Origin of the sequence: Anoxybacillus sp., assembly GCF_036834105.1 — a bacterium.
GTDB lineage: Bacteria > Bacillota > Bacilli > Bacillales > Anoxybacillaceae > Anoxybacillus.
The window spans coordinates 15,573-27,970 of record NZ_DAITON010000017.1; the positions used below are offsets into that span (position 1 = coordinate 15,573).

The 12,398-nt window shown below is 47.4% G+C and carries 9 protein-coding genes and 1 riboswitch; of the genes, 6 read left to right on the forward strand and 3 right to left on the reverse strand.

The features are described from left to right. The first annotated feature begins 2 nt into the window (after positions 1-2). From V7Z64_RS03470 to cobO, 6 genes are read left to right on the forward strand one after another with little or no spacing between them, the layout of a single operon-like run. A complete protein-coding gene (locus V7Z64_RS03470; protein ID WP_297990610.1) occupies positions 3-1,082 on the forward strand; it encodes a cobalt-precorrin 5A hydrolase in 1,080 nt (359 codons plus the stop codon). Further along, on the forward strand, positions 1,079-2,437 hold the full coding sequence (locus V7Z64_RS03475; protein ID WP_297990611.1) for a cobyrinate a,c-diamide synthase: 1,359 nt from the start codon (positions 1,079-1,081) through the stop codon (positions 2,435-2,437). The genes V7Z64_RS03470 and V7Z64_RS03475 overlap by 4 nt, the downstream gene beginning before the upstream one ends. Next, positions 2,430-3,944: a cobyric acid synthase gene (locus tag V7Z64_RS03480; RefSeq protein WP_297990612.1), complete on the forward strand. Its 1,515-nt coding sequence runs from the start codon at positions 2,430-2,432 to the stop codon at positions 3,942-3,944. Before V7Z64_RS03475 ends, V7Z64_RS03480 begins: the two co-directional genes overlap by 8 nt. After that, positions 3,934-4,959: a nicotinate-nucleotide--dimethylbenzimidazole phosphoribosyltransferase gene (gene cobT, locus V7Z64_RS03485; protein WP_297990613.1), complete on the forward strand. Its 1,026-nt coding sequence runs from the start codon at positions 3,934-3,936 to the stop codon at positions 4,957-4,959. Before V7Z64_RS03480 ends, cobT begins: the two co-directional genes overlap by 11 nt. Beyond that, complete coding sequence (cobA, locus tag V7Z64_RS03490) at positions 4,952-5,701, forward strand: uroporphyrinogen-III C-methyltransferase (protein ID WP_297990614.1); 750 nt, start codon at positions 4,952-4,954, stop codon at positions 5,699-5,701. Before cobT ends, cobA begins: the two co-directional genes overlap by 8 nt. After that, entirely contained in the window at positions 5,695-6,216 is a 522-nt protein-coding gene (gene cobO / locus V7Z64_RS03495; RefSeq protein WP_297990615.1) for a cob(I)yrinic acid a,c-diamide adenosyltransferase, read from the forward strand. The genes cobA and cobO overlap by 7 nt, the downstream gene beginning before the upstream one ends. A 24-nt stretch (positions 6,217-6,240) precedes the next feature. On the opposite strand, the gene metH is transcribed toward cobO, so the two are convergent. From metH to V7Z64_RS03510, 3 genes are all read right to left on the reverse strand, one after another. Then, the gene (gene metH, locus V7Z64_RS03500; RefSeq protein ID WP_297990617.1) at positions 6,241-9,630 is read right to left on the reverse strand and encodes a methionine synthase; all 3,390 of its coding nucleotides are present in this window, start codon (positions 9,628-9,630) and stop codon (positions 6,241-6,243) included. Next, positions 9,623-11,470: a bifunctional homocysteine S-methyltransferase/methylenetetrahydrofolate reductase gene (locus V7Z64_RS03505; protein WP_297990618.1), complete on the reverse strand. Its 1,848-nt coding sequence runs from the start codon at positions 11,468-11,470 to the stop codon at positions 9,623-9,625. The genes metH and V7Z64_RS03505 overlap by 8 nt, the downstream gene beginning before the upstream one ends. Before the next feature lie 67 nt (positions 11,471-11,537). Further along, positions 11,538-11,640: riboswitch (SAM riboswitch) on the reverse strand. Positions 11,641-11,733: 93 nt separating this feature from the next. Next, on the reverse strand, positions 11,734-12,225 hold the full coding sequence (locus V7Z64_RS03510; RefSeq protein WP_003395448.1) for a YajQ family cyclic di-GMP-binding protein: 492 nt from the start codon (positions 12,223-12,225) through the stop codon (positions 11,734-11,736). Positions 12,226-12,398: the final 173 nt, after the last annotated feature.

The following is a 12,398-nucleotide window of genomic DNA, read 5'->3' on the forward strand; positions in this document are numbered from 1 at the left end:
GGATGTATGCGGTTGTAGCGATTACAAAGCATGGGGTAGAAATAGCGAGAAAACTGCACGAAAAACTTCCTGATGCGCACATTTATTATACGGATAAGTTTGCCAAAGGTGACGAAGAGCAAAAAGGTATTCGTTTATTTTCAGGGAACGTTCGCGTTCATTTGGCAACGTGGTTTGCGACGTATCGCGGGCTCATTCTTATTATTTCGCTAGGTGCCGTTGTGCGCATGATTGCGCCGTTGTTAAAAGATAAAAAAACAGATCCAGCCGTTGTCGTGATTGATGATAAAGCGGAGCATGTCATTAGTGTGTTGTCCGGCCATTTAGGTGGGGCAAACGAATTAACGCGCCAAGTAGCGGCATTGCTGCATGCCCGTCCAGTTATTACAACAGCATCTGATGTGCAACAAACAATTGCTGTTGATTTATTTGGCCGCTCGTTCGGATGGGTGTGGGAGAACGAAGAAAACTTAACACCTGTGAGCGCCGCCGTTGTGAACGAACAACACGTCGCGATTGTGCAAGAATCAGGGGAGAGGAATTGGTGGACGTATGATGCGCCGCTTCCAGCGAACATTCGTACATATGGTTCGATTGCGGAAGCGCTGAAAGCAAGGCCTGATGCAGCATTAGTTGTGACGCATCGGCTGCTTGAGAAAGAGGAACAAGCCATTTTACAACATGGAGTGTTGTATCGTCCGAAAGTGATTGTGATTGGCATCGGATGCAATCGTGGGACAAGCGCACAAGAAATTGAACAAGTCATTTGCGATACGTTGCAACAGCTTCGTTTTTCGCTAAAAAGCGTGAAAGCGTTATGTACAATTGACTTGAAAAAAGACGAAGAAGGTTTATTAGCCGTCGCAAACAAATATGGGTGGCCGCTTATTTTTTATACGCCCGAACAATTAAACGACGTTCCGATCGATGAACCGTCGGAAACGGTGTTTCGTTACACGGGGGCATATGGGGTAAGCGAACCGGCCGCTAAGCGATATAGCGGACAACAACAGCTCGTTGTAACGAAGAAAAAAAGCGGAAACGTCACGATTTCCGTTGCGCTATGGGAGGGAGAACGATGAGGCGGATTGTCGTGGCTGGCACGGGGAGTGGAGTTGGAAAAACGACGGTGACGCTCGGTTTAATGAGCGCGTTCAAACAGCGGGGATACGTTGTTCAAGGATTCAAATGTGGGCCGGATTACATTGATCCGACGTATCATACGGCGTTGACGGGAAGGCGCTCACGCAATTTAGATAGTTGGATGGGAAATGAACAAATTGTACGCGATGTGTGCAAGCGGGGAAGCGAAGGGGCACATCTTTCCATCATTGAAGGGGTGATGGGGCTATTTGATGGAAAGCGTGCGACGACAAATGAAGGATCGACCGCAGAAATTAGTATGATAACGGAAAGCCCAGTGTTGTTAGTTGTCGATTGTTCAGGGATGGCGCGAAGTGCAGCGGCTGTCGTGCGCGGGTTCCAACTGTTTCATGAGCATGTTCGCATCGTTGGGGTCATCGCGAATCGTGTCGGAAGTGAAGGTCATTTTCGGCTCGTGAAAGAAGCGATTGAACAACAATGCCGTATTCCTGTCGTCGGTTATTTACAAAAAGAGAACGACTTGACGATTCCAGAGCGTCATCTAGGGCTCGTTCCTTCTGTCGAGCGGGGAGAACTTCAGCCGTTTTTTGATGAGCTTGGCAAGCGAATGGCGAAAACGGTTGATTTGGATGCGATATGGGATTTAGCTGAGGCGAATGAACTGACGAGCGCGCCATTTTTTCAGCCGAAGCAAACGTACGATGTGCGCATTGCTGTGGCGAAGGACGCTGCGTTTCATTTTTATTACGACGAAAATTTAGAGATGCTTCAAGCGTGTGGGGCGACGCTCGTTTATTTTTCACCACTTGCAGGTGAACGTGTTCCACATGACGTTCACGGTTTATATATTGGCGGAGGATTCCCAGAGGAATTTGTAGCGGAATTGGCGCGTGATGAAGAAGTAAAACGGTCGGTCGCCGCAGCGATTCAGCGCGGCTTGCCGACGCTTGCAGAATGCGGGGGATTTATGTACTTAACGGAAGGAATTGCGACAACAGATGGGCAATATTACGAGATGGTCGGCATCATCCCAGGATACGTACGTATGCAGCAAAAGCTCGCTGCGCTCGGATATCGCGAAGTGACGGGACGAAAGGGGAACTTTTTGCTTGAACATGACAAAGCAAAAGGGCATGAATTTCATTACTCGACGTTTGTCCCACGCAAAGAAGAAAAGTTTGCATATGAAGTGAAAGGGTTGCGCGGATGTAAATTAGATGGCTATATGGATAAACGTCTTATTGCCGGCTACGTTCATTTTTATTTTCCATCAAATCCTTTGCTTGTTGAGCGATGGCTGAACGCATGTAGCGGGGTGAAGGGAGATGCGTAAGGCGCTTCCGATTATGTTTCAAGGAACGCATTCGGATGCTGGAAAGAGCGTCATCGCGACCGCTTTTTGCCGCATCTTTGCGCGCAACGGTTGGAAGACGGCGCCGTTTAAATCGCAAAATATGTCGCTTAATTCGTACGTGACGATTGACGGAAAAGAAATTGGACGTGCACAAGGAGTTCAGGCGGAAGCGGCAGGCGTGTTGGCGACAACGCATATGAACCCGATTTTAATTAAACCGAGCCGCGATCAAGAAGCGCAAATTGTCGTGCACGGCAAACCATACGGAAATATGAAAGCGAACACGTACCGAAACGAGTTTTTTGACATTGGCCTTGAGCTTATTCGCCAGTCGCTTCATACGTTAATGGAACAATATGACCGGCTTGTAATCGAGGGAGCTGGCAGTCCAGCGGAAGTGAATTTAAATGATCGCGAGCTTGTAAATATGCGCATCGCCTGCATGGCAAACGCCCCTGTTGTACTCATTGGCGATATTGAGCGCGGAGGGGTGTTTGCGAGTTTAGTTGGTACGTTGCAACTATTGGAGGAAGAAGATCGGAAACGCGTCATCGGGGTGATTATTAATAAATTTCGCGGCGATCTTTCGCTTCTTCAGCCCGGTTTGCATTGGTTTGAGCAATATACAGGCGTGCCGGTGCTCGGTGTCGTGCCGTACATGCATACGCGCGTCGATGCTGAAGATTCGGTCGTCCTTTCCCGTTATGCGACGAAAAAAGATGAGACGAAAGCAATTGATATCGCAGTTATTCAATATCCACGCCTGTCGAACTTTACAGATATCGATCCATTTTTTGCTGAGGCAGATTGTTCAGTGCGATTCGTGACCGATCATGCGATGTTAGGTGAGCCTGATATACTCGTTTTGCCTGGAAGTAAAAATACGATTGAAGACGTTTGTTTTTTAAAAGAAACGGGTTTGTTTTCTGCCATCCGCCGCTTATATGAACGAACGGATGTGACGATCGTCGGCATTTGTGGCGGTTATCAAATGCTTGGCGAGCGCATTCAAGATCCTTTTCATGTCGAAACACCGCTTGATGAGATCGACGGATTAAGTTTATTGCCGATGGAGACGACGCTCGCCCGCGAAAAAACGACGGTGTTATGCGAAGGAATATTGACGTTCAAAGGCGAAACGTTTCACGTAAAAGGCTATGAAATTCATATGGGACGTTCAAGCGTAAAACGAGGCGAACCGCTCATTTTTATGGAAGGGAAAACAGATGGATGCAAAACGAAAGACGAACGTGTCATCGGAACGTATATGCACGATTTATTTCATAACGATGCGTTTCGTCATTATTTGTTAAATGATGTACGGCGAAAAAAGAACGTTTTATTACCTATAGAGCGACCGTTTTATCGGCAATTGCGCAACGAAGCGTTTGACGAGCTAGCAGATTGCGTCGAAAAACATGTCGATGTGAGAACGATTGAACGAAAAATGATTGAATTTCAAAGGGGGAGCCATCATGCTTTATGAACAAATCGGAGAAGAAGTGCGCCAATATATCGATCAATTAACAAAACCACGCGGTAGTCTCGGGAAACTAGAGGAACTCGCCATCGAGATTGCAAAAATGACTGGGGAGCGGTTTCCACGTGTGACGCCGCCGGGCGTGATTGTCTTTGCAGCCGACCACGGCATCGCGAAAGAAGGGGTGTCTGCCTATCCACAAGAAGTAACGGCGCAGATGGTGCTCAACTTTGTGCGCGGCGGGGCGGCGATTAACGTATTTAGCAAACAAATTGGTGCTACGTTTGCAGTTGTCGATGTTGGTGTTGCGCTTGATATACATGAAGAACGTGTCATCAATGAAAAGGTGGCGTATGGAACGAAAAATTTTGCCCATGAGCAAGCGATGACAAAAGAAGAAGTAGAGAGGGCAGTACAAGCTGGATATCGCCAAGCGAGCGCCATGATTGATCGCGGCATTCGGTGTCTTATCGTTGGAGAGATGGGGATCGGCAATACGACAACAGCAAGTGCATTGTTGGCAGCGATGAGCGGTCGTGGCGTCGCTGAGCTTGTCGGCAGAGGGACAGGCATTCATGATGAGATGTTAAAGCATAAACAGGCAGTCATTGAACGGGCACTGATGCTTCATCAGCCGAATCCATCCGATCCAGTCGATTTATTGACAAAAATCGGTGGTCTTGAAATTGCAGCGATGGCAGGAGCGATGCTTGCGGCGGCGGAGCGATGCGTTCCGATTTTGCTTGACGGTTTTATTTGCACAGTCGCAGCACTTGTTGCAGAACGGTTTAATGAGCGTGTCGTTCATTACATGATCGCTGGTCATGAGTCTGTCGAACCAGGACATCGCATTGCTCTTCAATTGTTAAACAAAGAGCCGCTCGTTCGACTACATATGCGCCTCGGTGAAGGAAGTGGAGCAGCTGTTGCATTTCCGATCGTCCATATGGCAGTGTCGATGTTGCACATGGCGACATTTTCATCTGCTAATGTATCAACAGGGAGCGATCATCATGCATAAAGGAAAAGTGTACATTGTCGGGGCAGGTCCGGGAGATGAGAAGCTTATTACCGTATATGGACGCGAATGTATTGAACGGGCGGATGTCATTATTTACGATCGGCTCGTGAGTAAACAGCTGCTCGCTTATGCGAAAGAAGAAGCCGAGCTGTTATATTGCGGTAAAGAGCCGAAAAAACACGGAAACATTCAACAGCAAATTCATCATTGGCTTGTGGAACACGCGTTGCAAGGAAAAACGGTCGTTCGGTTAAAAGGCGGCGATCCATTTATGTTCGGCCGCGGTGGGGAGGAGGCGGAACATTTACAGGCACACGGCATTCCGTATGAAATTGTCCCTGGGGTGACGGCAGGTGTGGCTGCGCCAGCGTACGCAGGCATTCCTGTGACGCATCGCAACTATGCGGGCGGGGTGACGTTCATTGCTGGACATCAAAGCGGCGAGCGCGATCGCATTCGTTGGGATGCATTAAGTCAAGCGACAGATACGATCGTCTTTTATATGGGGATGGCAAATATCGCTTACATTTGCGAACAGTTGAAACGTCACGGAAAAGATGAGCATACGCCGGTAGCGGTCATTGAATGGGCAACGACAAATAAGCAGCGGACGGTCGTCGGTACGTTGCAAACGATTGTTGCTCTCGTGCAGGAGCACAATTTTTCTTCCCCGGCCATCATTGTTGTTGGCGATGTTGTACAATTACATGACAAGTTAAAGTGGGTGGAAGAAATATGGTGATCGTCTACACAGGGGACGGAAAAGGAAAAACAACTGCAGCGGTCGGCCTTGCTGTTCGCGCTGCAGGCCACGGAAAAAAAGTTATCGTCATTCAATTCATTAAGTCACCTCACCGTCCATATGGCGAGGCGAAAACGTTACAGCAACTCGGTATTGACGTACATCAAACAGGTGTTGGATTTACGTGGACGAAAACGCCAGAGGAGCATCGTGAGGCGTTACAAAAAGGATGGGAGCTTGCGAGAAAGCACATTGTTTCTGGACGATATGATGTTGTCATTTTAGACGAATTAAATGTGGCGTTAGCGATTACGTCGTTTCCGATCGCTGATGTGTTGCCGCTTGGAGATGTTATACATACGCTAACGGACAAGCCAGCGCATACGCATGTCGTCATCACAGGAAGAGGGGCAAAAGAGGACATCATTCAGCTGGCCGATTTAGTTACGGAAATGAAGGAAGTAAAACATTATTATAAAAAGGGCGTTCATGCAATAAAAGGGATTGATTTGTGAAAAAGCTGATGAAAGTCAGCTTTTTCACAACACGTTAAAATATCTCGCTTCGGGATGGGCGAAGACGATGGCGGATACGGATGCTTCCGGTTCCATCATATATCCTTCTGTTAAATGAATGCCAATGTCTTCCGGTCGTAAAAGGCGGAACAGTTTTTCTTGGTCCTCGAGATTTGGACAAGCAGGGTAGCCGAAAGAAAAACGTTGTCCTTGATATTTCGCCGCAAAGCGTTCTTCCATTGTAAAATCGGGCGAATCAGGAAAGCCCCAGCGGTCGCGCATAATTTGATGAACCCTTTCCGCTAATCCTTCCGCTAGTTCAAGCGCTAACGCTTGAATCGCATGGCTTTTTAAAAACTGTCCTTCTTGTTTAAAACGTTGAGCGAGATCGCGCACACCTGCCCCCGCCGTGACGGCGAACAGCCCGACGTAGTCGACTTGTTCATCAGAAAGGTAATCCGCTAAACATAAATACGGTGCTTTCGTTTGTCTCGGGAACGTAAACGTCTCAATGACCGTTTGTTGATCGCGCGGATCGAAAATGATGATCGTATCGCCATCGCTTCTTGCTGGGAAAAATTGATATACTGCTTTCGGAGCGAGCGACTTTGTTTGTTTCGCTTCAGCAAGCAGCTCGCCGATCAGTTCGTTTAACATCATTGCTTTTTCGTTTCCTTCAGCTAGCAGCTTCTTTACGTTTCCTTTTAAGCCGAGATGGTGCCCGAGCAGCATTTGCCAATTGACGTATGGTTGAATGTGTGAAAGCGGAATGTCTTTTAATATATGGCGCTCCGTATCGGTCGGAACGTAAATAGGTGCACGTTTGACATTCGATTTCGTCATGACAGCGACGGCGCTTTGTCGTTCTGCTACACGTTCTACTTTTTCTTTTTTCTCATAGGCAATCTCTTGCTGGACGATGCGGTTGGCGAGCGTCAGTCCTTCCATCGCATCTTTGGCGTATAAGACGATGCCGTCATATTCGGGTGCAATTTTTGTGTCGGTAAACTTGCGTGATAAAGCGGCACCACCGACTAAAATCGGCAACGAAATGCCAGCTTGTTTTAAGTCTTGTGCGGTAAGCACCATTTGTTGGGCTGATTTCACAAGCAACCCAGATAATCCGATCATATTTGGCTTTTCGCGGCGCACCGCTTCGATGAGCTGTTGCGGTGTCACTTTAATGCCTAAATCGACGACGTGAAAGCCGTTGTTGCTTAAAATGATATCGACTAAATTTTTGCCGATGTCATGCACATCGCCTTTGACGGTCGCAAGAAGCACCTTTCCTTTTACGCTCGTTTCATTTTTTTCCATATACGGCTCTAAAAAGGCGACCGCTGCTTTCATCACTTCTGCGCTTTGCAACACTTCGGCAACGATGAGCTGGTTATCGTTAAATAGACGGCCGACTTCATCCATGCCGTTCATAAGCGGACCGTTAATAATGTCGAGCGGACTGTACGATTGCAAGGCGAGCGTTAAGTCTTCTATGAGCCCGTCTTTCGTTCCTTCAATGACGTATGTCGCAAGCCGCTCTTCTAGCGTCATATTCGTATTCGTCTGTTTCGGTTGCTTCGTTTTATCGCGATAAAATTGAATAAATGCGTTTAATGTCTCATCGTTTGTGTGAAATAACAACGCCTCCGCTAAACGTACTTCCTCCTCTGGAATGGAAGCGAACCGCTCTAATTTTTCCGTATTCACGATTGCATAATCGAGCCCCGCTTGCGTGCAATAGTATAAAAAGACGGAATTTAACACTTCGCGTCCGACAGGCGGCAAGCCGAACGAGACGTTGCTAATGCCGAGCATCGTTAAGCAGTTAGGTAAATGTTGTTTAATGAGGCGAATGCCTTCGATCGTTTCCTTTGCTGCGCCAATGTATTGCTCATCCCCTGTACCGATCGGAAATACGAGCGGATCGAAAATAATGTCGTGCGGGGAAAGTTGATATTTGTTGACAAGCAAATCGTACGAGCGAAGGGCGATGTCAAGCTTTCGTTTCGCATCAATGGCCATTCCTTGTTCGTCAATCGTTCCGACAACAACAGCCGCCCCATATTGATGGAGAAGAGGAACAATTTTTTCAAATCGTTCTTCGCCATCTTCTAAGTTAATGGAGTTAATAATTGCTTTTCCTTGTGAATACGATAAAGCGCAGGCGATGACGTCTTCGTCCGTCGAGTCGATGACGAGCGGCACTTTCACCTTTTTCACGACTTGTTGAATAAATTGTTCCATATCGTTCTTTTCGTCGCGATCTGGGTCGGCTAAACAAATGTCGATGACGTGCGCCCCGTTTTTCACTTGGGCGCGGGCAATTTCTGCCGCTTCTTCATATTTTCCTTCCGCAATGAGCCGTTTAAATTTGCGAGAGCCGATGACGTTTGTTCGCTCGCCGACGAACAGCGGGCGCATCGTCTCATCGTAAACGAGCGCATCAATGCCAGAGACGGCATGCATCGCAAACTGTTTCGGAATGACGCGCGGTGGCACGTCGCGAACGGCTTCAGCGATGGCGCGAATATGTTCAGGCGTCGTACCGCAACAGCCCCCGACAATGTTTAACCATCCTTTTTCGGCAAATTGACGAATTTTTTTCGCGAGCATGTCTGGCGTTTCGTGATAACATCCTTCTTCGTCCGGAAGACCGGCGTTCGGATAACAGCTGACGGCTGTATTGGCGAGCGAGGCGAGCGAGCGCAAATGATCGGTCATAAATTCTGGCCCTGTCGCACAGTTTAAGCCGACGGCAAATGGTTTCATATGTTGAATCGAAATAAAAAACGATTCGATCGTCTGTCCGGCAAGCGTTGTGCCCATCGGCTCAATCGTTCCTGAAATCATGAGCGGCACTTGTTTTCCGACCGTTTGAAACGCTTCGGTTATGCCGAGAAAAGCGGCTTTGACGTTTAACGTATCTTGGCACGTTTCTAATAAAAGAAGATCGACGCCGCCAAGTAATAGCCCGCGCGCTTGTTGTTCGTATGCGGCGACAAGTTCAGAAAACGTCGTTCCGCCTGTAACAGATAACGTTTTCGTCGTCGGTCCCATCGAACCAGCAACGAAGCGCGGCCAATCGCTCGTTGAATATTTCTCCGCGATTCGCTTAGCGAGCTTTGCCGCTTCGATATTTAACTCAAGGGCGATATGTCCGAGATTGTATTCATCTAATACGATGCTCGTTGCGCCAAACGTATTCGTTTCGACGATGTCCGCACCCGCTTCAAAATAAGCTTCATGAATGTGGGCAATGACTTTTGGAGCGGTGATCGTCAAATATTCATTGCATCCTTCGTACGCTTCACCGCCAAAGTCCTCCGCTATTAAGTTGGCGGATTGAATCATCGTTCCCATTGCCCCGTCAATAATTAAAATTTTCTTTTCGAGCTGTTCGAGTAAGCTAGCCATGGTAAACCGTCCTTTCTTTTTTGAGCCGCTCTTTTTCGTGCGTGTAGCGAACGAGTTCGACCGTCATATCGTAACGTAAAAATGGTGTAATGAAATATATGCCTTGGAATAAATCGAACGCCGCATCGATGAGCGCTTTTGCAATCGCTAACCCTTCTTTTGTCGATTGGACAGGGTCGTTTGCGCAAGCAGCCATGCGCGCACGAATGTGATCGGAAAGGGTAATGCCCGGCACTTCATGGTGCAAAAAGTCGGCGTTTCTAGCGCTTGTAAGCGGCATAATGCCGATGTAAATTGGCGTCGATAAATGTTTTGTCGCCTCGTATACGTCTTCCATTTGTTTTTCGCTATATAGCGGTTGCGTTAAAAAATAGTGCGCTCCGCATTCAATTTTTTTCTCTAGCCGTTTCACCGCTTTATCTAAATGGCGTACGTTCGGATTAAAGGCCGCAGCGATGGAAAAGTTCGTTTTTTGTCCGAGCGGTTTTCCAGAATACGAAATCCCTTCGTTAAATTGACGAATTAACGAAATTAAGTCAAACGATGATAAATCGTAGACGGACGTCGCCCCCGGAAAGTCGCCTACTTTAGACGGATCGCCCGTTAAAGCGAGCACATCGGTCATGCCGAGCGTATGAAGTCCCATTAAGTGCGACTGTAAGCCGATTAAATTGCGGTCGCGGCATGTGATGTGAATAAGCGGCCGCATGCCGAGCTGTTGTTTGACGATCGTTCCGACAGCGACGTTGCTAATGCGCGGTGTTGCGAGAGAGTTGTCGGCAAGCGTTAACGCATCAATATGTGCTTCTTTCAACGCTTTTGCGCCTTCTAAAAACTTAGCTAAGCCGAGTTTTTTTGGCGGGTCGAGTTCGACGATGATCGAACGGCGCGTGCGGGCGATGTCGGCTAAGGAAGGTTCTTTCGCCCGTTCCGCTTCTTGCACGACGACCGTATGCCGTTGTTTCACTTTTTTTTCATATACAGGTGTGCGGTCGGACAGGGCGCGGGCGATGGCGGAAATATGTTTCGGCGTCGTTCCACAACATCCGCCGATGAGTCGCACCCCTTGATCGCGAAAGGCGCGCGCTGTTTCTTCAAAATATTGTTCGCTCGTTTCATAAACGAACCGTCCGTCGCGATATTGCGGCAAGCTTGCGTTCGGGTACACCGATAAAAAGGTGCGCGTCGGAATCGGCACTTCTTCAAGCGAGCGCAACATATGATACGGACCGAGATGGCAGTTTAAGCCAACGACATCGGCGCCAAGTTGCTCTAATTGATGAAGCGCCTCGGCAAGCGAGATCCCATGTTGCAAGACGCCAATGTCATGCAACGTGACGTGTGCGATGAGTGGCAACGTCGTTTCTTTACGAGCGATGGAAAGAACGGTTTGCAGTTCTTCAAAATCGTAATACGTCTCAAGCAGCAGGCCATCGACGCCTTCGTTTAACAGCGCGTACAGTTGCTCGCGAAACGTTCGTTTCACTTCTTCGAGCGAAATGGTGCTTTTATTTGTGCTGCGGAGTCCCCCGATTGTGCCGAGCACATAGGCGCGTCCTTGCGCTGCTTGCTTGGCGAGCCGAACGGCTGCTTCGTTTATTTGTTTGACGTCATCTTGTAAGCCGTAGCGGGCGAGCTTTACATAGTTCGCTCCGTACGTATTCGTCTGGATGACTTCAGCTCCGGCATCGATATACGCTTCGTGAATGTGAACGATTTCCTCAGGCTTTGTCACATTTAATTCTTCAAAACAGCGATCGATGCCGTGCGCATATAATAACGTTCCCATCGCTCCATCGGCGATGACGATGCGTTCTTTTAAATCATCTAGCAATCCCACGTCCATTCCTCCGTTTCTTTTTCAAATAAAAAAGCCTTCTCCATAAGAAGAAGACGTCGCACGCTCCTTCTTATCTTCCAAGCGAATCGCTTGTCTGGACTTAGCACCTTGACGATCGTCAGGTTGCTGAAGGTTCATCGGGCCAGTCCCTCCCCTTCTCTCGATAAGATGATGTGTATGAAGTTACTCATAAATGTAACTGATTTTTTAGAAATATTCAACTATTTTATTTAAGAAAAGAAAAAAGAAGGCGCATAGCCTTCTTAACGGTAGTTGACGAATTGGACGTCGATCGGTAAGTCTGCTTCGCGAATGGCGGCGATGACTTTTTGTAAATCGTCTTTACTTTTGCCGCTGACGCGAATTTGGTCTTCTTGAATTTGACTTTTCACTTTTAAACCTGTATTTTTAATGATTGTGTTAATTTTTTTCGCGTTGTCTTTGTCGATGCCTTGGACGAGTTTCGCGCGTTGGCGTACCGTTCCGCCTGAAGCAGGTTCTACTTTTCCGTATTGAATGTTTTTCGTTGGTACACCTCGTTTAATAAGCTTTCCGATGAGCACATCTTTCAGTTGTTCGAGTTTGAACTCGTCGTCGGAAATAAGAATAAGCTCGTCTTTTTCAAGCGAAATGTCGCTTTTGCTCCCTTTAAAGTCGTAGCGATTTTGAATTTCTTTTAGCGCGATGTTGACGGCGTTCGTCACTTCCGACAAATCGACTTTTGATACGATATCAAATGAACTTTCTTTTGACATATGGATCACCTCAAACAAATATTGTGCTTCCATTATAGTCGATTGTTGACATATGAACAACTTTACAAAATCTTTATATATAAAAAGTAAACAAAATGTCGATTGTTGTCGATATAATAAATGAAGTGGGATTTGAATGAAAGATAAGGAGATGAGGAAATTTTATGAAAAAA

Excerpts from the sequence above, each read along its gene's own strand:
- V7Z64_RS03470 (WP_297990610.1), top strand. The coding sequence starts at position 3 with ATGTATGCGGTTGTAGCGATTACAAAGCATGGGGTAGAAATAGCGAGA.
- V7Z64_RS03475 (WP_297990611.1), top strand. The coding sequence starts at position 1,079 with ATGAGGCGGATTGTCGTGGCTGGCACGGGGAGTGGAGTTGGAAAAACG.
- V7Z64_RS03480 (WP_297990612.1), top strand. The coding sequence starts at position 2,430 with ATGCGTAAGGCGCTTCCGATTATGTTTCAAGGAACGCATTCGGATGCT.
- cobT (WP_297990613.1), top strand. The coding sequence starts at position 3,934 with ATGCTTTATGAACAAATCGGAGAAGAAGTGCGCCAATATATCGATCAA.
- cobA (WP_297990614.1), top strand. The coding sequence starts at position 4,952 with ATGCATAAAGGAAAAGTGTACATTGTCGGGGCAGGTCCGGGAGATGAG.
- cobO (WP_297990615.1), top strand. The coding sequence starts at position 5,695 with ATGGTGATCGTCTACACAGGGGACGGAAAAGGAAAAACAACTGCAGCG.
- metH (WP_297990617.1), bottom strand. The coding sequence starts at position 9,630 with ATGGCTAGCTTACTCGAACAGCTCGAAAAGAAAATTTTAATTATTGAC.
- V7Z64_RS03510 (WP_003395448.1), bottom strand. The coding sequence starts at position 12,225 with ATGTCAAAAGAAAGTTCATTTGATATCGTATCAAAAGTCGATTTGTCG.